General features: G+C 56.1%; 19 protein-coding genes. 13 read left to right on the forward strand and 6 right to left on the reverse strand.

The features are described from left to right. Positions 1-119: 119 nt before the first annotated feature. Positions 120-950, reverse strand: coding sequence for a DUF1868 domain-containing protein (locus tag CPA59_RS02620; RefSeq protein ID WP_038917725.1), 831 nt, complete (start codon positions 948-950; stop codon positions 120-122). Positions 951-1246: 296 nt separating this feature from the next. Between CPA59_RS02620 and CPA59_RS02625 the strand changes: the two genes are divergently transcribed. Continuing rightward, complete coding sequence (locus CPA59_RS02625) at positions 1247-1927, forward strand: DapH/DapD/GlmU-related protein (protein ID WP_107758646.1); 681 nt, start codon at positions 1247-1249, stop codon at positions 1925-1927. Here CPA59_RS02625 and uraH read toward each other — a convergent pair. The 3 genes from uraH to CPA59_RS02640 all read right to left on the reverse strand — a co-directional run bounded on the left by uraH (position 1912) and on the right by CPA59_RS02640 (position 3920). Beyond that, a complete protein-coding gene (uraH, locus tag CPA59_RS02630; RefSeq protein ID WP_107758647.1) occupies positions 1912-2244 on the reverse strand; it encodes a hydroxyisourate hydrolase in 333 nt (110 codons plus the stop codon). The genes CPA59_RS02625 and uraH overlap by 16 nt on opposite strands. Further along, positions 2241-2741, reverse strand: coding sequence for a 2-oxo-4-hydroxy-4-carboxy-5-ureidoimidazoline decarboxylase (gene uraD / locus CPA59_RS02635; RefSeq protein WP_038917729.1), 501 nt, complete (start codon positions 2739-2741; stop codon positions 2241-2243). Before uraD ends, uraH begins: the two co-directional genes overlap by 4 nt. A 240-nt stretch (positions 2742-2981) precedes the next feature. Continuing rightward, positions 2982-3920, reverse strand: coding sequence for a LysR family transcriptional regulator (locus tag CPA59_RS02640; protein WP_049854621.1), 939 nt, complete (start codon positions 3918-3920; stop codon positions 2982-2984). A gap of 129 nt (positions 3921-4049) precedes the next feature. Between CPA59_RS02640 and CPA59_RS02645 the strand changes: the two genes are divergently transcribed. The 3 genes from CPA59_RS02645 (at position 4050) to hpxO (ending at position 7416) form a co-directional block, all read left to right on the forward strand. Then, positions 4050-5084 carry an aromatic ring-hydroxylating dioxygenase subunit alpha gene (locus CPA59_RS02645; protein WP_107758648.1) on the forward strand — a complete coding sequence of 345 codons (1035 nt, stop codon included), beginning with the start codon at positions 4050-4052 and terminating at the stop codon, positions 5082-5084. Positions 5085-5236: 152 nt separating this feature from the next. Further along, entirely contained in the window at positions 5237-6196 is a 960-nt protein-coding gene (locus CPA59_RS02650; protein WP_174213726.1) for a PDR/VanB family oxidoreductase, read from the forward strand. Between the two features lie 65 nt (positions 6197-6261). Beyond that, positions 6262-7416, forward strand: a complete 1155-nt coding sequence (gene hpxO / locus CPA59_RS02655; RefSeq protein WP_049854619.1) for an FAD-dependent urate hydroxylase HpxO — start codon at positions 6262-6264, stop codon at positions 7414-7416. Positions 7417-7458: 42 nt separating this feature from the next. Here the strand turns inward: hpxO and CPA59_RS02660 are convergent, their stop codons facing one another. Continuing rightward, positions 7459-9807: a heavy metal translocating P-type ATPase gene (locus CPA59_RS02660; RefSeq protein ID WP_107758649.1), complete on the reverse strand. Its 2349-nt coding sequence runs from the start codon at positions 9805-9807 to the stop codon at positions 7459-7461. Between the two features lie 70 nt (positions 9808-9877). On the opposite strand from CPA59_RS02660, the gene cadR reads away from it, so the two are divergent. Further along, on the forward strand, positions 9878-10309 hold the full coding sequence (cadR, locus tag CPA59_RS02665) for a Cd(II)/Pb(II)-responsive transcriptional regulator (protein WP_038662639.1): 432 nt from the start codon (positions 9878-9880) through the stop codon (positions 10307-10309). Between the two features lie 28 nt (positions 10310-10337). On the opposite strand, the gene CPA59_RS02670 is transcribed toward cadR, so the two are convergent. Then, positions 10338-11360, reverse strand: a complete 1023-nt coding sequence (locus CPA59_RS02670) for a LacI family DNA-binding transcriptional regulator (RefSeq protein ID WP_107758650.1) — start codon at positions 11358-11360, stop codon at positions 10338-10340. Between the two features lie 270 nt (positions 11361-11630). Between CPA59_RS02670 and CPA59_RS02675 the strand changes: the two genes are divergently transcribed. From CPA59_RS02675 to CPA59_RS02710, 8 genes are all read left to right on the forward strand, one after another. Then, positions 11631-12830, forward strand: coding sequence for an L-talarate/galactarate dehydratase (locus CPA59_RS02675; protein ID WP_038668965.1), 1200 nt, complete (start codon positions 11631-11633; stop codon positions 12828-12830). A gap of 601 nt (positions 12831-13431) precedes the next feature. Then, on the forward strand, positions 13432-14838 hold the full coding sequence (locus tag CPA59_RS02680; protein WP_082170976.1) for an undecaprenyl-phosphate glucose phosphotransferase: 1407 nt from the start codon (positions 13432-13434) through the stop codon (positions 14836-14838). Then, positions 14828-16114 carry an outer membrane beta-barrel protein gene (locus tag CPA59_RS02685; RefSeq protein ID WP_107758651.1) on the forward strand — a complete coding sequence of 429 codons (1287 nt, stop codon included), beginning with the start codon at positions 14828-14830 and terminating at the stop codon, positions 16112-16114. The genes CPA59_RS02680 and CPA59_RS02685 overlap by 11 nt, the downstream gene beginning before the upstream one ends. Before the next feature lies 1 nt (position 16115). Continuing rightward, positions 16116-16673, forward strand: a complete 558-nt coding sequence (locus CPA59_RS02690; protein ID WP_049854616.1) for a polysaccharide biosynthesis/export family protein — start codon at positions 16116-16118, stop codon at positions 16671-16673. Between the two features lie 2 nt (positions 16674-16675). Next, on the forward strand, positions 16676-18808 hold the full coding sequence (locus CPA59_RS02695; RefSeq protein ID WP_107758652.1) for a polysaccharide biosynthesis tyrosine autokinase: 2133 nt from the start codon (positions 16676-16678) through the stop codon (positions 18806-18808). Then, entirely contained in the window at positions 18805-20016 is a 1212-nt protein-coding gene (locus tag CPA59_RS02700; RefSeq protein WP_107758653.1) for a lipopolysaccharide biosynthesis protein, read from the forward strand. Before CPA59_RS02695 ends, CPA59_RS02700 begins: the two co-directional genes overlap by 4 nt. Continuing rightward, positions 20013-21395: a capsular biosynthesis protein gene (locus CPA59_RS02705; protein WP_107758654.1), complete on the forward strand. Its 1383-nt coding sequence runs from the start codon at positions 20013-20015 to the stop codon at positions 21393-21395. The genes CPA59_RS02700 and CPA59_RS02705 overlap by 4 nt, the downstream gene beginning before the upstream one ends. Beyond that, positions 21388-22377: a glycosyltransferase family 2 protein gene (locus tag CPA59_RS02710; RefSeq protein WP_107758655.1), complete on the forward strand. Its 990-nt coding sequence runs from the start codon at positions 21388-21390 to the stop codon at positions 22375-22377. Before CPA59_RS02705 ends, CPA59_RS02710 begins: the two co-directional genes overlap by 8 nt.

Raw genomic sequence — 22377 nt, forward strand, 5'->3', positions numbered from 1 at the left:
CCCGACCCCCTTCAGCGTGTCTGAAGGGGTTTTTTTATGGCGTGATCCAGACCACTACTCTGCGGGCCGCCGCGCTGCGACGTCAAAAATTTCTCCCGAAAATTCGTTATTAACGCCAGTCAGACGGTCAAGGGCACGGTGGTGACCGGCTGACCGACTTTCAACTGGGTATCGAACGCGAACATGTCGTTGAAGACGCAGAATTCCGGCACGCCCAGTTCCAGCACCGGCACCTGTTGCTGCAAATAACGCAGGCACGCCTGCTGGGCTTGCAGATACGCTTGCGATTCCTCTTCCGTCATCCAGCGCACCAGATAGGCCAGCGTGACGTGAAAGCCATAGCTATCGTGGTCCGGCGCGCGGATCGCCAGCCGTTCGGACAGCCGATCCCGCAGGGTGCGCAGCTTGCGTTCCTCGTTGTCGTCCAGCGGCGTCAGGCGTAGCGTGGCGCCGGAGTCCTGTCGGGCGTTGAAATCAGTGATGCGCAGTTTAAACGGCGGCGTGGCCTGCAAATCGAATCCCGCCAGCTTGCGTACCAGATGACTGCTGCAGGCTTGCAGCGGCGCGTCGGTCGGCAGGTCGGCCGGCCAAAATGGCAGTCTGCGTTTGGATTCGGTCACGCCTTCAAACACCGTCATGTGGTAACTGGAGGGCGGGGTGAAGGTCAGGCAGTGGCTGAAATCCTGTTGCCTGAGCGTATCACGCACCGCCGTAAAGGCATCCGACGCGCTGGAACCCAGCGGGATGTGAGAAATAATGGTGTTGCCGGGGAAGCGCCTGACGCTGCCGTCGGGGTTGAATTTACCGCCGATGTCGCGCGGCGTGGGCACCAGGGAACCGGATGGGCGCATGGTGCTGAACGTGTCGTCGGCTCTGGCGTTGGCGAACAACGACATACCGTAAGCCAGCAGCGGCAGTTGTAAGACGAAGCGGCGGCGTAACGGGTTCATGATTCCTCCGAGTGGTTGGTGATTGACATACCCTTCATGCTTCAGATGGCAGGAGGGGGCTGTGTGATGCGGCTTGCATCAGCCCGAATTATTGGGGGTATCGACATGTGTTTGCCTAGGTTAGGCGCACTTTGATGACGGGTAAATTTCACGCAGTCATGAAGTTGTAAGCGGATCTTAATCGCACCGTGCCTGACATGTTGCTGTCATCGGCCGGTGACAGCATGAGTTTTTTGCTTCGTCACGCTTGCTGACGCCATTTCTTCATTGACTTCACCGCACCAGGAAAACCGATTATGCGTCCTCAACCGCCATCGCCGGTGCTCAGCCCGGAACCCCGCCTTGCCAGTGATGTAAAAGCCCACCATATCGAATTGGGGCGCTGGACGGAAGTGGCTGAACGAACCGTGCTCAACCATGTCTCGCTGGGCGATTACAGCTACATCATGAATGACTGCGACCTGATGTTTACCCACATCGGCAAATTTACCTCGATCGCCTCGCATGTGCGGGTCAATCCCAGCAACCACCCGTGGTGGCGGCCGACGCTGCATCATTTCACCTATCGCCCCGGCAAATACCGCCTGAGCGATAACCCGACGGCGGTGGACGAGGAAATTTTCACCTGGCGTCAGCAGGATAACGTCGTGATCGGCCATGATGTCTGGATCGGCCACGGCGCCATCGTGCTGCCGGGCGTGACCATCGGCAACGGCGCTATCGTCGGCGCAGGCAGCATCGTAACCAAGCCGGTGCCGGCCTGGACGGTGGTGGTCGGTAACCCGGCGCGGGTGCTGCGTCCGCGCTTTGAAGACCCGGCGGTGGCGGAAAAACTGGAGCAACTGCGCTGGTGGGACTGGCCGGACGAGAAAATTCGCGATCATCTACACCTGTTCCAGCAGGATGTGACCACGTTCGTCGACTATTTCTATCGCGACGCGTCGTTCCCGACGCCGTCTGATCAACTGCCGCGATAGGTAGACCACGACCAGGGCGAAATCAGAAACGGCAGGTGGTAATGCCCGGCGTCGCCCAGCCGCACGTCAATCTGCGCGCTCACGTACAGCGCTTCCCGGTTGCCGGCGGCAAACCAACGGCCGATATCGGCCGTCAGGCGGTAGTGACCGGCGGGCAGCGGGTCAGGCGTGAAGCTGGCGATGCGGCCGTCATCATTGGTCCGATGCTGCGCCACGGGTTGCCAGCTGTCATGCACGCGTCGCTCCAGCAGAACCAGGATGCCCGTCGCCGGCTGGCCCAGCGCCGTATCCAGAATGTGGGTGCTGAGGGTACTCATTCGCCGATAGTTCCTTCCAGTCTGAGCAGGGTAATCTGGCGCAACTGTTCCAGCGCTTCCGCCGTTTCCTGCTGGGGGGTGTTTTGCAGCCGGCGGTGCAGAATTTGCAGGATTTCTTCGCCGCTGCGGCCTTTGGCGCGAATCAGAAACACCCGGCCAAAGTGGGATTCGTAACGGGCGTTGCCCGCCCGTAATGCGTTGGTCAGCGTGTCATCGTTGGTCCGTACCGCCGCCTGTTCCTGGCGCGATAGGCCGGCCTCCGGCGTCGGGGCGTGCGCCGGCTCGCCGATACGCGGGTGCGTGCGCAGCGCCTGAGCCAGTTCTTCTTCCTGCCAGCCTTGCGTGGCCTGTAATCCGGCCGCCAGCAACGCCGCGCGGTTGCCGTAGGGACGGCCGGCGGTGACCTGCTTTGCCCAGCCGGGCAGGGTCACGCACGGCGTTATCAGCGCCACCGCTTCGCTGACACTGAGCAGATTAAACTGTTCTAACGTGATCATCGTCGCTCCTTGTTCGGTTGTATTGACGCAATACGGCGCAAATTCCCTGTTGTCACGCCGGTTTCACAGGATAGGATTTTTCTTTTTTCAACCCACTTGCAACTAACATGCCAGCCGTAATTCGACCGACGGCTCGGAAACCGGTGTAGTCTGGCGCATACAACCGGTTCACGGTGGCGCAACGCACTGCACTTTTGTGGTGCAATTGCAGGATAATCGGTCCGGCGCACCGGAACGGCGTCACGTCGGTGAAGGGGAATGCCGCCCGGTTGTCTCTGCATCCAGTTGTTCGATCGCCTGAGTAAAGTGAGTAATCACTAATTGTGCAGCGCGCGACAACTGGCGGCTGGGAGCAACGCACAGCGCCAGGGTCAGCGGCCGCACCGCCTGATGGGTGAAGGGCACGAACGCCAGCGACCCCTCGCGCACTTCGCTATAAACATCCAGCAGACTCAGCACGCCGACTCCCACGCCCTGACGCACCAGCGACTTCATCACCCGCAGGTCGTTGCACACCATGTGTTGCGCCGGGGTCAGGTTATGCCGGTGGTACAGCCCTTCGGTACGCTCATGCACCATCAGCGGTGCGGCGGGTAAGAGTTGCCGGTCCGCTGCCAGCTGGCTGACAGTGAGCGCCCGCTCACTAGCCAGTGGATGGTCAGGGCGCATCACCGCGCCGATGGGAATTTCGGTGAACGCACGCACTTCAATGCCCCGGCTTTCCAGCGGGTCGAGCAACAGGCCGATATCCACCTCTGCCTCCGCCACCAGCCCGTTAATAATATGGCTTTCATGGGTGTGAATATCGAAGGTCAGGTGAGGGTACTGGCGGCTTACCGTCGCCAGCGCCTGTATCAGCGGCCCGTCGCTTAGTGCGGCGATCATCGCCACCGACACATGACCGCGCCGCAGCCCCTGCAGGTCGTCGAAGCGCTGGCGAGTGAGCGCATACTCCTTTTTCCAGCGGCACAGGTCGCTGTAGAGCAATTCGCCGGCGGTGGTCAGCCGCAGTCCGGCAGGCAGCCGTTCAAACAGCGGCGTTTCCATCATCGCTTCCGCCAGCAGAATCTGCCGGTTGATGGCGGAACTGGAAACGTGCAGCGCCTCGGCCGCCTTGCGCAGGCTGCCGGTGCGGGCGACCGCCATAAAATAGTGGGAAAAGCGGGAAAAGGGGTCCATCGGCTTCACCTGTACGAATTTTTGCAGCGTGAATGTTAAAAATCTATTATGGACTGCAACACTTCCTGTTATCCACAATAACCTCACCTGTTAATTTTCCCGACCGCCGACGGCATACAAGGTGATGTGATGAAACCCACGCTGACACCCCCTGCACACTGTTCCTTCGAGGTAGAAGATTGGATCCGTCTGGCGCGCTGCTGGCACCCGGTGGCGCTGACGAGCGACGTCGGCCCCGCGCCGACGCAGGTCACGCTGCTGGATGAGCAACTGGTGGTGTACCGAATCGGTGACGAGATCGTGGCGGCGCGTGACATTTGCCCGCACCGCGGCGTGCCGCTCAGTATGGGATCGCACGATGGCGAGGGCATCGTTTGCCCCTACCACGGGCTGCGTTTCGGCGCCGGTGGGCGCTGCAACCGCGTGCCGGCCAGCCCGGAGCAGCCGATTCCCGCCAAGCTGCATCTGAATACTTTTGCGGCGCGCGAGCAGTATGGGCTGGTGTGGGTGTGTCTGGCGCCGCCGGACGGCATTCTGCCGGAACTGCCGTTCATGCCGCACTGGAATGACGCCGGTTTCCAGCAGATTGTCTGCCCGTCGTTTGATATCGCCGGGTTTGCCGGTCGCCAGATTGAAGGCTTTCTTGATGTGGCCCACTTTGCCTGGGTGCATACCGACACCTTTGCCGACCCGGACAATCAACAAGTTCCCGATTATCAGCCGATGGAAACGCCGTATGGTTTCAGCGTGGACTACGTCAGTTCGGTGTCGAATTTTGCCCGCGGTTCCGAACGGCAGGCGCCGGAAGGGTTCGCCTGGCTGCGCCATTTCGAGATGTTCCTGCCGTTTACCGCCACACTGACCATCCATTTCCCGGATGACGGGCGGCTGGTGATCATGAATGCCGCTTCGCCGGTTTCGGCGCGCAAAACCCGCCTGTTTGTGCCGATCGCCCGTAATTTCGATCTGCACATTCCGGTGGAGGATGTGCATGCCTTCAACCTGCGGGTGTTCGAGGAGGATCGGGCGATGGTGGAAAGCCAGCGACCGGAGCATCTGCCGCTGGACCTGACGCTGGAAGCGCACATTCCGGCGGATCGCAGCTCGATCGCCTATCGTCGCGGCCTGAAAAAGCTGGGGTATGGCGAGTTCTTTCTGGTATGAGCGCGGGAGGAAAGGCGATGGATACACCGGGCCGGATAAACGCTGCGGGCGAGATAAACATTTCGGGCGAGATAAAAACTATCACCGTGGCAAACACTATGACCGTGGTAAACACCATAACCGCGGTAAACACCATAACCGCGGTAAAAACCATGACTGTGGTGGTCGATGCGCTGTCCCGTCAGGGCGAGGGCAACGTGGCGCTGCGGCTGGTGGCGCCTGATGACCAGCCGTTGCCAGCCTTCGAGGCGGGCGCGCATGTCGATGTGCATCTGCCGGGCGGCGTGGTGCGCCCCTATTCGCTGACGGGCGACCCGGCGGATCGCAGTCACTATCTGTTGTGCGTGCGACACGATGCGGCGTCGCGCGGCGGTTCCCGTTACGTGCACACCGCGTTGCGGGTCGGGCAGACATTGGCGATCTCCCCGCCGCGCAACGCGTTCGCGCTGGCGCCGGCCTGCGGCTATCTGCTGCTGGCGGGCGGGATCGGCATTACGCCGCTGCTGGCAATGGCGCACGCGCTGGATCAGGCCGGTCAGCCGTTCGAGCTGCATTATTTTGTTCGTCGCCGGTGTGAGCTGGCGTTTCGTGAGCGGCTCAGTCAGGGGTTCCGCCACGGCCACTGTCAGATCTGGTGCGCTGACGAAGGGCATAGCGCGCGCCGTCGCCTGCCGGGCAGCCTGTATGAGGGGGCCGAGGGCCGACGCTTGTATCTGTGCGGCCCGGCCGGGTTCATGACCCATGCAACCAACGAGGCGCTGGCGCATCAGTGGCCAGCGTCCGCCATTCACGCCGAAGCGTTTTGCGCCCCGGCGCAGACTCATGCTGATGACGCCGACGGGCGGACGTTTACCGTCGAACTGGCGTCCTGCGGCCGCACGTTCACCGTGCCGCCGGAGAAAACCATTGCCAGCGTACTGCTGGAGCATGATGTAGCGGTGCCGCTGTCGTGCGAGATGGGGATTTGCGGCGCCTGCCTGACGCCGGTGCGCGACGGCAGGCCGGATCACCGTGACAGCGTGCAGTCGGACGCGGAAAAAAGCGCGCCGCAACAACAGATTGCGCTGTGCTGTTCCCGCAGTCGATCGGCACATCTGGTGATTGAATTGTAGCGGTTTAAGGCAGCGATTGACTGCCGTGGGCGGTGCGTTTACCGCGATCGTAAGGAGAAACGCAAATGAAAGCGCTGGTAATCGGGGCCGGGATTGGCGGGTTGTGCGCGGCGGCGGCGCTGAAAAAAGCCGGCATGGAGTGCGAGGTATTTGAAGCGGTCACCGACATCAAACCGGTGGGCGCGGCCATTTCGGTGTGGCCGAACGGCGTGAAGTGTATGCGATCGCTCGGTATGGGCGACATTCTGGACTGCGGCGGCGGCCCGATGCACGACATGGCCTATCAGGATGGACGACGGGGCGACACGCTGACCCGCTTTAGTTTGCAGCCGCTGGTCGATCAGGTGGGGGAACGCCCTTGTCCGGTGGCGCGCGCCGAATTACAGGGGCAGATGTTGGATCACTGGGGGCGCGACCGGGTTCAGTTCGGCAAGCGTGTTTGTCAGGTGGAGGAACAGGGCGGTATGGTCCGCGCGACCTTTACCGATGGCTCGGCGGCTCATGGCGACCTGCTGATTGCCGCCGACGGCGCCCATTCCGCGGTGCGTCCGTATGTGCTGGGGCATGCGCCGGCACGGCGTTACGCCGGGTACGTCAACTGGAACGGACTGGTGGCGATCGACGAAAGCATCGCGCCGGCCCGCCAGTGGACCACTTTTGTCGGCGAAGGCAAACGGGTGTCGCTGATGCCGGTGGCGAACGGGCGCTTCTATTTCTTCTTTGATGTGCCGTTGCCCGCCGGGCTGGCGGAGGATCGCCACAGCGCTTGTCAGGATCTGCGGCGCTATTTCGACGGCTGGTGCGCGCCGGTGCAACGGTTGATCGCACAGCTTGAACCCGGTGCCATCAACCGGATTGAGATCCACGACATGGACCCGGTGGAACGGCTGGCGCGCGGTCGGGTGGCGTTGCTGGGCGACGCCGGGCACAGCACTACGCCGGATATCGGGCAGGGCGGTTGCGCGGCGATGGAGGATGCGGTGGTGCTGGGGCAGGCCCTGGCGGGGCATCACCCGATAGAGACGGCGCTGCGGCAGTACGAGCGCCAACGCCTCGATCGCGTGCGCGATCTGGTGCTGAAAGCGCGCAAACGCTGTGACCTGACCCACGGTAAGGTGTGGGAACAGACGCAGGCGTGGTATCAGGAACTGCGTCAGGAAACCGGCGATCGCATCATCGCCGGGTTACGCGACACGATACAGGGCGGCCCGCTGGGATAGGGCGTATCCCATCCCGGATCGACCCGCCCCGGCGTCGCCGGGTCAGGCGTGCGCGGCGGCCGGCGCCTGACGCAGCAGCCGCAGGCCGTTGCCTACCACCAGCAGGCTGGCGCCGACATCGGCGAACACCGCCATCCACATGGTGCCCATGCCCAGCAGGGTGAGCGTCAGGAACAGCGCTTTGATGCCGAGCGCCAGCACGATGTTCTGGATCAGGATGGCGCGGGTGGCTTTAGAAATGCGCACAAATTCCGGGATCTTGCGCAAATCGTCGTTCATCAGCGCGACATCGGCGGTTTCAATGGCGCTGTCGGTGCCCATCGCCCCCATCGCGAAACCGATATCCGCGCGCGCCAGCGCCGGGGTGTCGTTGATGCCGTCGCCTACCATGCCGGTCACGCCCTGCGCCGACAGCCGTTCAATCTGCGACAGCTTGTCTTCCGGCAACAGGTTGCCGCGCGCTTCATCAATCCCCACGTCGCGGGCGATAGCCTGCGCCACGTGCTGGTTGTCGCCGGTGAGCATCAGGGTTTTTATACCGGCCTGATGCAGCGTGTTGATCGCTTCCTGACTGGAGGGTTTCACCGTGTCGGCCACCGTCATCAGCGCCAGAACCTGTCGCTCGTCGCCCAGGATGATCGCGGTGTTGCCCGCCTGCTCCAGCGCGGTCAACCGATCGGTAATGCCGGCGGCCGCATCGCCCAGCCACTGTCTGGCCAGCCGCAGGTTGCCGAGAAAATAACGTTGTCCTTCAAGCGATCCGGTGACGCCCTGTCCGGCGACGGCGCTGAAATCAATAACATCAAGCAACGGCGTGCCGGCTTCCTGCGCGGCTCTTGCCACCGCCTGCGATACCGGGTGGTCGGAGCGGCTGGCCAGACTGGCGGCCAGTTGTCGGCAACGGGCATCGTCAAGATCGGCGACCGCTTCAAAGCCGGTCTGCACCGGTTTGCCGTGGGTCAGGGTGCCGGTCTTGTCCAGCGCCAGCCAGGAGAGGGCGTGGCCTTTTTCCAGAAATACCCCGCCCTTGATGAGAATGCCGCGTCGCGCCGCCGCCGCCAGCCCGCTGACGATGGTCACCGGGGTGGAAATCACCAGCGCGCATGGACAGGCGATCACCAACAGCACCAACGCTTTGTAAGTCCAGTCCAGCCAACTATCGTCAGTAAACAGCGGCGGCAGCACCGCCACCAGCAGCGCGCCGAGAAATACCAGCGGGGTGTAGACGCGGGCGAACTGGTCGACAAACCGCTGCGTCGGCGCTTTGGTTCCCTGCGCCTGTTCGACCGCGTGAATAATCCGCGCCAGCGTGGTATTGGCCGCCGCCGCCGTCACCCGATATTCAAACGAGCCGCTTTCATTGATGGTGCCAGCAAATACGCTGTCGCCGACACGTTTATCCACCGGCAGGCTTTCCCCGGTAATCGGCGCCTGGTTGACGGCGGAGTGGCCGCTGATGATTTCGCCGTCCAGCGCTATACGCTCGCCGGGCCGCACCCGCACGATGTCGCCCGGCGCGACGGTTTTGGCCTCCACCTCGCGCCAGTCGCCATCCGGCTGCTGTACGGTGGCGGTGTCCGGCGCCAGATTCATCAGCCCGGCGATAGCGTTGCGGGCTCTGTCCAGCGAGCGCGCCTCGATGTGCTCGGCAAGGGTAAACAGCACCATCACCATCGCCGCTTCCGGCCACTGTTGCAGGAACAGTGCGCCGGTTACCGCGATACTCATCAGCGCATTGATGTTCAGGTTGCCGGTGCGAAGGGCAATCCAGCCTTTGCGGTAGGTGGTCAGCCCGCTGGCCGCCACGGCGAGAATCGCCAGCACCGCGGCCCACCATTCGGGCAGCCCGGTCCATTCCACCGCTTCCGCGGCGGCGGCGGCCACCACCGCCAGCCCCAGCGGCCACCAGGACTTTTTCGGCTCCGGCGGCAGGGGCGAGCGGTCGTCCCCGGTGCGTACTTCGGGTTCAAAACCTAACGTGCGGATAGCGGCCAGCACCTTATCCAGCGCGTCGTAACGGTGGGTGACGGTCATCACCCGCTGCATCAGGTTGAACTCCAGCGCGCTCACTTCCGGCAGGGTGTCGAGTTTTTTACGCAGCATGGTTTCTTCGGTCGGGCAGTCCATCTGCATGATGCGGATCGGCGTACGCTGCTGGTCGCCGATGCGCTCCGCGCCAGCCAGCGTTGCGGTCGGCTGGGCTGGTGCTGGATGGTCGCAGCAGTGATTGGCGCACGATTGCCCGCTTTGCGGGTTACCCGCGGTTTTTAGCGCGGCCTGACCCAGTCCGGCGTGAGCGTGCGGGTGTGGTCGGAACAGGGCCTTGCCCGGTTTTTCCAGCGCGACAGGCTGGAACTGACGCGGAGAAGTGGGTGAATGTTTCTCTGACATGGTTGATTCCTGTTCGGGGTTTTGTTGTAGTAAAAACCCTGTAGCAACTACAGGGTCAAGGGGGAATCACATGAAAATTGGCGATCTGGCGAAAGTGGCCAACACCACACCGGAAACCATTCGTTTTTATGAGAAGAAAGGGCTATTGCCGGAACCGGAGCGAACCGAAGGGAACTACCGCTACTACCATCAGTTTCATGTCGACCGGCTGCGGTTTATCCGCAACTGCCGCTCGCTGGACATGAACCACGATGAAATTCGCGCCCTGATTGCGCTGAGCGAGCAACCGGCCGCCAGTTGCGAGGGGGTGAACGTGTTGCTGAACGAACATCTGGGGCACGTGGAGGCGCGCATTGCGGAGTTGCAGCAACTGAAAGCGCAACTGATGCACATCAGCCAGCGCTGTCAGGTCACGCAGACGGTGGACGGTTGCGGCATCCTGCACGGTTTGTCTGTGCTGGAGCCGGAGGACAGCGGCACCGGTCATACGCATTTGGGGTGAACCTAGCCGCTGCGCGCCGTTGGCCGGGCTACGCCGACTCCCGTTCGATAAGCTGAAAGCCGATGTCGACAATGGCGCCGTTGCGGTCATCACCTGCGATGCTGTCTGCCAGTAAGGTGGCCGCCCGCCGGCCCATTTCCCGTCTGTCGATACCGACCGTGGTGAGCGACGGACGGTTGCTGGCGGCAAAATCCAGATCGCCGAACCCCATCACCGCCAGATCCTGCGGAACACGCAGGCCACGGCTTTCCGCTTCCATGATCGCGCCCTGCGCCAGCGTGTCCGAACTGCAGACGACAATGTCGGGATGACTCTGCGCCAGCAACTGGCTGACCCCATGCCGGCCAAATGCCAGCGTGGCGGGCAGGGGCGCGTCGATGCAGGATGGCTGGGGAGCGCCGTCGCGGGCCAGTGCGTCGCACAAACCGGTTTTGCGCCTCGCGGCGCGTGGGTCTGCCGTCCAGATCAGGCCTGGGCGTTGATACCCTTTACGGCGGATATACTCGCCGATCGCCAGCCCGACTTTTTCATGAGAAAACCCCACCAACATATCCAGCGGCGTTGGCGTGAGATCCCAGATTTCCACCACCGGAACCGCGGCGTTCAGCATGATTTTCCTGAGCGCCGGCGAGTGATGGATGCCGGTCAGCACCACGCCGTCAGGGCGGCGCGACAGCAGCGTCGCCACCAGTTCCTCCTCGGCCTGTTGCGTGTATCCCGCCACACAAAGCAGCATGTGATAACCGCGCTGCGCCAGCTCGTCGCTGATGGCCTGAATGGTATCGACAAACATGTTGTTATTGATTTGCGGCACCACAACGGCGATCAGTTTGCTGCGCCGGGAGGCCAGCCCGCCCGCCAGCGCGTTCGGAATATACCCGGTGGCGCGCACCGCTTCCTGCACCTTTTCGATGGTTTTGGCGCGCACCAGCGCCGGGGTGTTGAGCGCGCGGCTGACCGTCATGGAAGAGAGCCCCGCCGCCCGGGCGACGTCATCCAGCGTTGGCGCACGCGTTGCGGCGGCATGTCGGGGTGTTTTTTTGGTACTCACAGTGAGCCTGACCCTTGTGTTATTCGGTGGCGTCCGTTTCGTGGATTATTGGTGAAGCCGTGTGCTTTTTCCAGCGCGGCGCGGCGGCACGCGCCCGCACCTGATATTACGCGGCAAGGCTTGGTGTTGGCGCTATCATTTTATTGTGCAACTTGCCATAAATATCCGGATTGTGATCGTTTGTACAAAATAGATTCAATGCAGTGGTGCTTTATCGGTATCTTCGCTATTGATGTTAGCGCAAACATTTTACCTGATGAGGGCCATGCCATGTCGTTAAGCGCAAATTCAGATGCCGTTTCCTATGCCAGCGTTACCGGCGTCAAAACCGCGGCGGAAACCGGCGACCGTATTGAGTGGGTTAAATTGTCGCTGGCGTTGCTGCCGCTGGCGACGCCGGTGAGCGACGCCAAGGTGCTTACCGGGCGCCAGAAGCCCCTGACCGAAGTGGCGATTATCATCGCGGAGATTCGTTCCCGCGATGGGTTTGAAGGGGTCGGGTTCAGTTACTCCAAGCGTGCGGGCGGCCAGGGTATTTATGCGCATGCGAAAGAGATTGCCGATAATCTGCTGGGGGAAGACCCGAACGATATCGATAAAATCTACAGCAAACTGCTGTGGGCCGGCGCCTCGGTGGGGCGCAGCGGCATGGCCGTGCAGGCCATTTCTCCTATCGACATTGCGCTTTGGGACATGAAAGCCAAGCGCGCGGGGCTGCCGCTGGCGAAATTACTGGGCGCGCACCGGGATTCCGTTCAGTGCTACAACACCTCCGGCGGCTTTCTGCATACCCCGCTGGAACAGGTGCTGAAGAACGTGGCTTTCTCGCGGGAGAGCGGCATCGGCGGCATCAAGCTGAAAGTCGGACAGCCCAACACCGCGGAGGATATCCGCCGTCTGACCGCGGTCCGCGAGGCGCTGGGCGATGATTTCCCGTTAATGGTGGATGCCAACCAGCAGTGGGATCGTGAAACCGCGATCCGCATGGGGCGCAAAATGGAGGCTTTCAACCTGATCTGGATTGAAGAGCCGCTGGACGCCTACGATGTGGAAGGCCACGCGCAGCTGGCTGCGGCCCTCGACACACCGATCGCCACCGGGGAAATGCTCACCAGTTTCCGGGAACATGAGCAGTTGATTTTGGGCAACGCCAGCGATTTTGTGCAGCCGGACGCGCCGCGCGTGGGCGGGATTTCGCCGTTCCTGAAAATCATGGATCTGGCGGCGAAACACGGCCGTAAGCTGGCGCCGCATTTTGCGATGGAGGTGCATTTGCATCTGGCCGCCGCCTACCCGCTGGAACCCTGGCTGGAACATTTTGAATGGCTCAACCCGCTGTTTAACGAGCAGCTTGAACTGCGCGACGGGCGCATGTGGGTGTCGGATCGTCACGGTCTGGGCTTCACCCTGAGCGAGCAGGCTCGCAAATGGACGCAACTGAGCTGTGAATTCGGCAACTATGCCGGGTAACGTCTGGCCCGGTTGTCAGTGACGTTTGAGATGCCGCCTCGCATTGCCGCTTCGCATAGCGTATAGCACATAGCGTATAGAACATAGCAACCGGGGGGTGGCAGACGAACGAAACGATGCGTATTCCTGAGGTTTTCTTCCCTGATTCGCTGGATAGGGAAGAAAACCGGCGACGGCATCATGAATATCGAGACGAATGTAGCGTTTATCCATCACCTGTATCTGAGCGGCTATTCCCCAAATAATTCGAGTGGCGCGTGCAGATTACAGATATGACCAGACCCGAATCATTTTCTGCACCTCCTGGCTACCGCAGCATGATTGGTGAAATTTTATTCTTTATCGATCACGTAAAAATAATTATTAATTATAAATATTATTATATAAATAATAATACAATAAATAATTGCAGTTAAATTACTAACGTGAACATTTATATTTTATAAATTAATAATCATTGTGGAAAATACTGAGATTTTTTGTATTTTAATAAATTTTTTTTGAGATTCTTCTGATTGTCATTTTAAATTTCGTTTAGGTGATATATTATCCGTCTCGGAGAGGCGTCAATAATAAAAACTTAATGGATTATGATTAAAAAGTGTCTAGTAATCAGATAAAGATTTCCTATGGGAATGACTTTTTTGTTATTAAATTGATGGATTTCTTATCAATTAATTTAACATTAATAGTCAGCGCCAGGCTATTTTTAATGGGCGCTTTCGATGATGTCATTATGATTAGTTTGCTATTTTCCACCTCTTTTTTACTTATTGGAGAATATACCGGCTTATATCATAATGGGCTTAAGAATATGCAATTTCGCGGGCAGAGAAAACTGTGGGGTTCCGCATTGTTGTCCGTCATGTTTGTTGAGGTGGTCAGGGAATATGCCGGCACGCTGTATTCGCTAGGGCTATTACATCATCTCGATAACATATATTTTTCCGCGACGCTGTATTGGTATACCCTTTCGTTATGCGGCCTCTATCTCACGCGTTTTATTACGTTTAAATGTACGGCTAAAAAACGGATTCGGATTGCTATTGTGGGCTTAACGCCCGGTGGGTTAGCGGCGGAAAAAGCATTGCTCAAAGAGTATGCCAATATGCAGTTGGAATTGGCTTTCTACGACGATCGCAGCCCATCCCGTTGCGGCTATCTGACTAAGAGCCCGTTTAAAGGCAATGTGAGTGCGCTGGTTGAAGAAGCCAAAGCGGGCAGGGTGGATGAGATTTATATTGCACTGCCGATGATTGCGCTGAAACGCATTCGCTATTTTCTGTCGATGATGTCTGATACTACGGTTGATACCTACATCATTCCTGACCTTTATTCCTACAGCTCGTATGTATCGCAGTTTCGTTCCATCAATAACATTCAGACCATCAGTATTTTCAGATCGCCGTTTGATGGTATTGGTTCTTTTATTAAGCGCGTTGAGGATTTAGTGATTGGCGGCGTGATTACGCTGATGATTTCGCCGTTGCTGCTGTTGATTGCGATTGGTATCAAGCTGACGTCGCGTGGACCGGTGTTATTCAAGCAGGATCGCTACGGTCTGAGCGGCAACAAAATCAAAGTGTGGAAATTCCGCTCGATGCACGTGATGGAAAACGCCGGCGTTGTGACGCAGGCGACTAAAAACGATCCGCGCGTTACGCGTTTTGGCGCATTTTTACGCCGTACTTCGCTGGATGAACTGCCGCAATTTTTCAATGTATTGCAAGGCACGATGTCGATTATTGGCCCGCGTCCTCATGCCGTGGTGCATAACGAGCAGTATCGGCAACTGGTCGAAAACTACATGATTCGCCATAAAGTGAAGCCTGGTATTTCAGGATTGGCGCAGGTTAATGGTTATCGTGGCGAAGTGGATACCCTCGATAAAATGGAAAAACGGGTTCACTACGATATTGCCTATATTCAGAGCTGGTCGCTTTGGCTGGATATCAAGATTATCTTTAGAACCATTTTCAAAGGTTTTATCGGTGAAAATGCGTACTAAATTGATCATCGCCGCTGGAATGATTATGCCGCATCCCTCCTGGGCTGACCTGACGCCGAAATCGCATATCGGCATTGCGGGTATTGATTTTCAAAGCCAGGTTGGTCTGGATTATGGGCATGAGAATAACGTGACCTATCAGGCTTATGATCAAGACGCGGTGAGTTCTGATTTTCAGAGCGTCAGGCCGATGATTAAAGCCATTGGCGCGCGTTATCAGGACCAATATCTGTTGATGTATTCCGGTGATTATCGTCGTTACGACCGCGATTCGGCGGATAATTACACCGATCATTTCTTTCGCTTTAATGGCGTATGGCGCTACGGGCTAAAGCATGGGTTAACGCTCAGTCTTGAAGATTCTCTCGGGCACGAGGCGCGCGGGCGTGGTATTTCCGAAGGTTTTCGACCACAACAGTTCAGCGATTTCGGTATTAATTCGCCGCTGAGCAGCGAACTGTTTAACAGCGAATTACGTTACAGCTATGGCGCACCGAAAGGGCGCGGTACAGCCGAAGTCGCTCTGCTGTTTAAAAAGCTGCGTTTAGGCCACGTGGACGATATTAAAAATACCGATATTGATTTTTATAACTATGTTCGTGGGCAGGAATGGCACGAGAACGGTTTGATCGCCGAATTATCTGACCAATACTCACGGACAACACGCTTTCGCTACCGCTTTATTAACAATCAGCGCCGTTATGAGGTCGATTCGCAAAAAGACAATGATGAGTATTACCTGGAATACGGTATTAAATCGCAGCTTACGGGCAAAACCCGCGTGGATGCGAACGTGGCCTGGCTATATAAGACATTCGATAATAACCCAAACGCCAGGGATTTTAGCGGGGTAAACTGGGATATTCAGGCTGAGTGGAAACCGCTCGAACAATCCGTTTTTACCGTACATACGTCGCAGCATATCAAGGATCCGTCGGAAGTCGGCGGCTATATCATGGCTTCTAAATACGGCATCTCCTATCAGCATTTTTGGCTAGCCGATCGTTTCTCCACCACGTTTGACTATTCATACCTGGCCGAGGGTTACAAGAATTACCCGAAGGATCGCAAAGACAGAAATAGGGTGTTCACCTTCGCCATGAGCTATAACTTCAGGCCCTCGATTAACGTTGAATTAAAGTATCAACTGAATACGCTGCGTTCCAATCAAGATACCGATTCTTTCTTTATTGGCCCTGATGGCGATCGCCAGGTCGTCAGAATGTTGGGCCGCGATAACTCCCTGATTATGTTTACAGCTAAGGTACAGATCTAACGTGAAAATAATAAAACTGTGCATTTTTCTGTGCCTAAGCGTCTGGTTGGCGGGATGCACCTCGTCAAGCCCACAACAGTTGGAAAAAACTGACAATGAAACAACCGGTTATCAGTTAGACGAAGGCGATGCTGTCAATATTCTGGTATACGGCGAGCCGGAGATGACGATGACATTTATGTTGGATAAAAGCGGCGCGATTAACTTCCCCTACATCGGTCAACTGGTGTTGAAAGGGAAAACGCCGGGGCAGGTAGGCGAGGAACTGGCCCATCGCCTGCGCGGTGATTATCTGCAAAACCCGATGGTGACGGTCAGCATCGCCGAGTTCCGGAAATTCTATATCACCGGTGAAGTTGAGAAGCCGAACGGGTATGCCTACGAGCCGGGCTTAACCGTTGAAAAAGCGCTGGCGCTGGCCGGCGGATTTACCGATCGCGCAGACCGCAAGGATGTGAGTCTTCGCCTGTCGAATAGCAATCAACTGATTGAAAATGTTGATGTAAGACGCGCCGTTCATCCTGGCGACACCGTGGTTGTCGGTATGAGCTTTTTCTGACCATGAGTCTATCTATAGTGGAAAATGGCAGAAAACTGGAAAGCACGATCGATTTCTCCAGATTTGCCCAAAAGATCAAACAGAACGGTTGGAAGATCATCCTGGCTGGCCTGATTAGCGCGGTAGTGGCTTACCCGCTGATCAGCATGATCACGCCGAAATATGTTTCGACGGCAACGGTGCTGCTGAAAGCGCAACAGGATAACGTTTCGCCGTTGCCGCAGGTCGATGGCTATGATTCCACCCGCAGCGGCTATTACGAAACCCAGTATGCGTTGATGCAGTCACGTATTGTGCTGGAACAAGCCGTGCGGGACATCAGGCTGGACCAAAACCCCGCGTTTAACGGCGATGCCGACAAAAGCGCGGATAAACGCGCCGATGAGCAACAGCGGGTCGATAACGCGCTGAATGCGATAGTGAAAAACCTCACTATCAACGGCGTTCGCACCACACACCTCGCCACTATCTCCTACGAATCGGCATCGCCTGCGCTTTCGGCCGACATCGCTAACGGCGTGGCGCAGGCGTTTATTGACTATACGGCTAAGCAAAAGCACCTCAAAACGCTGAAAGCCAAGGCGTTGAACCAAAAACAGATGGAAGAGATATGGCAGCAAGTCGTTGAGCAACAGGCTGCCATCGACCAGTTTCTGAAGAAAGAAGGGTTGCTCACGTTCCGTGGCGTGGATGGCTTTGAGACTGAACAGTTGGGGATCGTCACCACTAAGTTGGCTGATGCTACCCAGCGTCGCATCAGGGCGGAAACGAATTACAACAGCGTGCGTTTGAACGCGGGTAAGTCGCTGGAAAACGTGATTTCTCTGCCCGATATTTCTAATCATGCCCAGATTCAGGATTTGCGCATCGCGCTGATTCAGGCCCGGCGCTCTTTATATGATTTACGTAAACGCTATGGGCTGAAACATACCAAAATCCTGGAAGCCGAAGCCCAGGTTCAGGCGATTGAGGAACAGACCCACACCGTGTTATTCGAACTGGAAGCCGGGCTGAATAAGCAGTATCAGGCGGCGTTGAAGGATGAAAAATACTATCAGCAGCTGTTGAATCAACAGAAAGCGGATTTTCAAACGCTGGCGTCTAAACGTGATGAATACAACAACCTGACCACGGCGCTGGATAAAACCAAAGAACTGTATAAGGCGCTCTATCAGCGCACGAAGGAGCAGACGCTCGCGGGTAACTATTTAGAGCCGGACGCGATACTTTATGACCCGGCGGTGCCGGCTGACCATCCGTCGAAGCCCAATAAAGCGATGCTGCTGGTGATGGTTGTCATGCTAACCCTGATTTTCTCCGTGGTTTACTTCATCGTGAGAGCCGCGCTGGATAATTCAATCAACAGCATTAGCCAGATGAAAAAGCGCCTGAATGTGGCGCCGGTGGGTGAAATTCGCACTTTTGCCAATGGAGTGAGGCGCTCGCAGGTGGTGCGTTTGATCACCGAATCGCCGCTGGATGTCGATATTGTCCACAGCATGCGAACCCACATTTTGCTATCGCATCCCTCCTGCCAAATCCTTGCCGTCAGCTCGACAGAGCATGGCGAAGGGCGATCGTTGCTGGCGCATTTGCTGGCGACATCCTTCAGCGCTGATCAAAAAACGCTGCTTATCGATCTGGATTTCTTTAACGACGGCGGGCTGACGCAAGAGTTGGCGCATCCTGCCGCGGTTGGCGTGGCGGAGCTACTGCAAGGTCAATCACCGCTGGATGCCGCGCTGGTGACAATCAATGAACATTTAAGCTTCCTGCCGCGTGGTAATGCCTCGACGTCTTCTTTACTGATGCTGTCGTCCGAGCATTTTGTGACGTTGATGACTGAACTGAAAACGCGCTATCAGCGAATTATCGTTGACGTGGCCGCGGTGAATCAAACGCAGGATATTCAATTGATTAGCCGGGTGATAGACGGGGTGGTTTTTGTGCTGAAAGCCGGCGCGTGGCGTGCGGGCGATGTGCTTAATGCCATTGAGAAAGTGAAGCACCACCGCGCGGTGCTGATTGGCGCGGTAATAAATCGGGTAGCGGATAAGAACCTCGAAACCAAAGAGGGCGTTCGCTCCCTGAACCAACACATGAATACGCTAATCAACAGTACGGGCCACCTATGAGTTTATTAAAAAGCGTTTCTACCATTGCGGGGTCGTCGGTGCTTTCACAACTGATTGGCGCGCTGTCTATCTGGCTGATTTCACATAAATACGACATGGCCGAGGTGGGAATCTACGCGCTGAGTTACAGCATCGTGTTGGTGGGAGCGCAAGTCTGTACCTTTGCATCGCAACTGCTGATTCCAAAACAGCCAGACAGTGAACTGGCGCAGAGCGTGGTGTTCAGCGTGCTGCAAAGTCTGCTTACCGCGGTGCCTTACGCGATGCTGACCGCATGGCTGTTCCAGCGAAATGTGTTTTTTCTCTACCTCCTGACACTGGCCTATGCGCTGGTGCTGATCGCGGAGAATTTATCGCTGCGCGAGGGTAACTATCGTTTTCTGGCCTTTCAGCGGCTCGCCGTCTCGGCGGTGGTGGTGCTTTCGGTGGTGTTCACGTCACATACCGCCGCATTTTATTGGTCCTGGGCCTGCGCCATGATGGTGCTTATTAGCGGCTGTATGTTGTACTCGTTCAATATTCACACCGTTACGCTCAGAAATTTTAGCCTGCAGCGTAATGTGGCTTTCTTTCATCAGCATGTTCACCATCTCACCCGGGTTGGCAGCGCCGAAGTGCTGGCGATGGTCAATAGTAATTTGCCTGTGATGCTGATTAACTTTTGGTTCTCCGCGTTGACGGCGGGTTATTTCTCGGTGGTGAGCCGCTTTTGTCTGGCTCCGGTGGTGATCATCGGTAATGCGGTGCGTAACTCTATTTTTTCAACGTGGTCCGTCGATTTCAGAAATAAGCGCTTCAACTATGAGGAATTCAAAAAAGTTCGCCTGGTATTATTGATGTGTGGGGTTGTCTGCACGCTGGGGGTATTTATTTTCTATCCGCTGGTGATGCACCTGTTTTTTAGCGAAGAGTGGATTAACTCCATTCCAACGTCTCGCTATATGCTACCTTATTTATTCCCTGCGCTGGCGGTGTGTCCGCTGACGGTGATTGAGCTAATATTTGGTTCTCATCGCTACTTTCTGCGTATTCAGTTAGAACAGTTGGCGGTTGTATTAGTCGCTTTTGTGATTGTGCCTTATTTTTATAATCACTATGCCACGTCCATGATTCTGTTTTCCGTGCTGACGTTTGTACGCTACACGTTTATTTATCTCAAGGTCAATAAACGCGCCAATTTGCTGAAAAGCATGATGATAGCGTCATGATTTTGAATACCGGGCTTTACCTGCAGATTTATGTCGTCATTACGCTGGTATTCTGCGGGCTGACGCAGTATTTCACCGGCCTGCTGGCGGTGCTGTGGTTGCCTTTTATTTTGGCTTTAATCATGGTGGGGTTGCTGATTATGCAGACCCGCTACGATGCGTTGCATTTGGATACGCAGGAGTTGGTGGTGCTCACGCTGTATCTCTCTTTTCTGGCGATGGCGGGAGTGTCTACCCTATTGCAGGGCGGAATAACGGTCACGATCGTTGGTTTTAAAAACGAGATTGCCTTGTCGTTGATGATGTTTTGCCTGCTGCTGGGGTTTTGTCGTGAATCACAAATTTACCGCGTGACCCGCAGTTTGTATTGGGTGTTCTACGCGCAGTTTCCTGTCGTGATTTATCAGGTGTTGTTTGTGTTGCCGCGGCGTGTGGCGCTTCGTGGCGAAGATGAAAAATGGGACTCCGTGGTCGGCACGTTTGGCGGCGACCCGATGGGCGGGGGCAATACCGCGGCGATGGGGCTGTTCTGTCTGCTGATTATGCTGCTGAAAGTCTCGGAATTTAAACATGGTTTAACGTCGTTTAAATCCATGGCGGTGCATATCGTTTTGGGGTTTGGCCTGTGTATTCTGGGAGAAGTGAAATTCGTGATTCTGGTTTCGCCGTTATTGCTGGCCTGGGTTTGGTTAATGCCGAGCTACATCAAAGGCATGAATAACGTAAACCTGAAAGCGATTTTGCTGATCTTTAGCGGCATGGCGTTACTCATTACCGTCGCGATTACCATTTTGGCCTCGGGTTATTCCTCGGCGTTTGGCGGTGACCCGACGAAAAGTGCGTTAAGCGTATTTATGGATTCGCTAGGCTATATTTTTGATACCAACTACATTATGGAATCAGGTGAGCTTGGCCGTCTTACGACGATATTCTTCTGGCTAAAAAATCACGATATGTGGGGACTTTCCGGTACGTTATTTGGCTACGGTTTAAATGCGACAAATAGCGGAAGCGCCGTTTCTCCTGGCTTTTTAAATATTATCTACAACCTGATTATCGATTCGACTTCGCTAAGTGTGCTGCTATGGGAAGTGGGCATCGTTGGATCGTTATTTTTTATCGGGTTAATTATTTATATCTTAATTATTTCGCGACCAAAGCCGATGCTGGAGCGTAATGAAGTAGACCAACAGGATCTGAAACTGCTGAGTTTTTCTCCGGCCTTTAATGTTTTTGCGGTTGGGTGCCTGCTGAGTCTGCCTTATAGCCAGATCCTGATGATTATTCCCATGCTGCAATTCCTGTTTTATTTGTCTCTGGGCTCAAGTCTGGTGATTCGCCATTCTGTCTGCCGTTATACCGGAAAATCGTATGAGTGAGAAACCTTTTATTTCAGTGAGTATTAAGACATTCAATGAGGCGGAATGTATCGAGCAAACCATCGACAGTATTCGTCGTCATATTGCGGATTATCCACATAAAATTATTGTTGCCGATAGCTTATCGACCGATAACACTCAGCAGCTTGCCAGCGCCAAAGGGGTAACCGTGGTGTCGCTGACTGAGCCGTCTGAACGCTGCTGCGGCGTGGGGCATCAGCTTGGCTATCTGTACAGCCAGGGAGATTATCTCCTGCTGATGGACGGCGATATGGTACTGGAAGATGGCTTTATTGAGCAGGGCATCGCATTTTTAGCGGCGCATCCAGACTACGCCGGCGTAGCTGGAACGGTAGAGATGGATGGCGCGGCGAACTATGAGTTTAAATCGCGCAAACAACGTCTTCATAAAATATATCCGCTGGGCGACTGTGGCCATTTAGGCGGCGGGGGCTTATATCGACGTTCGGCAATTGAAAAAATAGGCTATCTCACCAACCGTAGCTTACATGGTTATGAGGAGGCTGAATTAGGCATTCGTCTGCGCTATGCCAAATATAAATTACATCGCCTTAACGTGCCTTATTTCCGGCACACGTCATACACCATGCCAACATATAAAATGCTGCAATACCGTTGGACGAACGGTTTTCTCTGGGCGCCGGGCGAACTGTTACGCAGTGCATGGGGCATGCCTTATTTCCGCGAGGCGTTACACATCGTTAAAAACGAGGCGATTTTTGCGGTTTATCTGCTGGCGCTGTTGATGAGTGTGTTGACGTTTAACGCCGATATTATTGGCGTGGCGTTGCTGCCGCTACTCGCTTTTATTGCCTTAAAAACGATGAAAAACCGTTCACTGCTGAACGGACTACAAAGCGTGATGAACCTGGCTGTATTTTCTGCCGGATTAGTCAAAGGGTTAACCAGACCCATGCGCGATCCCATGATGCCGCCAGACAGCAAGGTTATTCATGAATAG

This window comes from Dickeya sp. Secpp 1600 (assembly GCF_003049805.1).
Taxonomy (GTDB): Bacteria; Pseudomonadota; Gammaproteobacteria; order Enterobacterales; family Enterobacteriaceae; genus Dickeya; species Dickeya fangzhongdai.

Excerpts from the sequence above, each read along its gene's own strand:
- CPA59_RS02685 (WP_107758651.1), top strand. The coding sequence starts at position 14,828 with ATGCGTACTAAATTGATCATCGCCGCTGGAATGATTATGCCGCATCCC.
- cadR (WP_038662639.1), top strand. The coding sequence starts at position 9,878 with ATGAAAATTGGCGATCTGGCGAAAGTGGCCAACACCACACCGGAAACC.
- CPA59_RS02640 (WP_049854621.1), bottom strand. The coding sequence starts at position 3,920 with ATGGACCCCTTTTCCCGCTTTTCCCACTATTTTATGGCGGTCGCCCGC.
- uraH (WP_107758647.1), bottom strand. The coding sequence starts at position 2,244 with ATGAGTACCCTCAGCACCCACATTCTGGATACGGCGCTGGGCCAGCCG.
- CPA59_RS02645 (WP_107758648.1), top strand. The coding sequence starts at position 4,050 with ATGAAACCCACGCTGACACCCCCTGCACACTGTTCCTTCGAGGTAGAA.
- CPA59_RS02675 (WP_038668965.1), top strand. The coding sequence starts at position 11,631 with ATGTCGTTAAGCGCAAATTCAGATGCCGTTTCCTATGCCAGCGTTACC.
- CPA59_RS02695 (WP_107758652.1), top strand. The coding sequence starts at position 16,676 with ATGAGTCTATCTATAGTGGAAAATGGCAGAAAACTGGAAAGCACGATC.
- CPA59_RS02660 (WP_107758649.1), bottom strand. The coding sequence starts at position 9,807 with ATGTCAGAGAAACATTCACCCACTTCTCCGCGTCAGTTCCAGCCTGTC.
- CPA59_RS02700 (WP_107758653.1), top strand. The coding sequence starts at position 18,805 with ATGAGTTTATTAAAAAGCGTTTCTACCATTGCGGGGTCGTCGGTGCTT.
- CPA59_RS02705 (WP_107758654.1), top strand. The coding sequence starts at position 20,013 with ATGATTTTGAATACCGGGCTTTACCTGCAGATTTATGTCGTCATTACG.
- CPA59_RS02625 (WP_107758646.1), top strand. The coding sequence starts at position 1,247 with ATGCGTCCTCAACCGCCATCGCCGGTGCTCAGCCCGGAACCCCGCCTT.
- CPA59_RS02650 (WP_174213726.1), top strand. The coding sequence starts at position 5,237 with ATGACTGTGGTGGTCGATGCGCTGTCCCGTCAGGGCGAGGGCAACGTG.
- CPA59_RS02710 (WP_107758655.1), top strand. The coding sequence starts at position 21,388 with ATGAGTGAGAAACCTTTTATTTCAGTGAGTATTAAGACATTCAATGAG.
- hpxO (WP_049854619.1), top strand. The coding sequence starts at position 6,262 with ATGAAAGCGCTGGTAATCGGGGCCGGGATTGGCGGGTTGTGCGCGGCG.
- CPA59_RS02620 (WP_038917725.1), bottom strand. The coding sequence starts at position 950 with ATGAACCCGTTACGCCGCCGCTTCGTCTTACAACTGCCGCTGCTGGCT.
- uraD (WP_038917729.1), bottom strand. The coding sequence starts at position 2,741 with ATGATCACGTTAGAACAGTTTAATCTGCTCAGTGTCAGCGAAGCGGTG.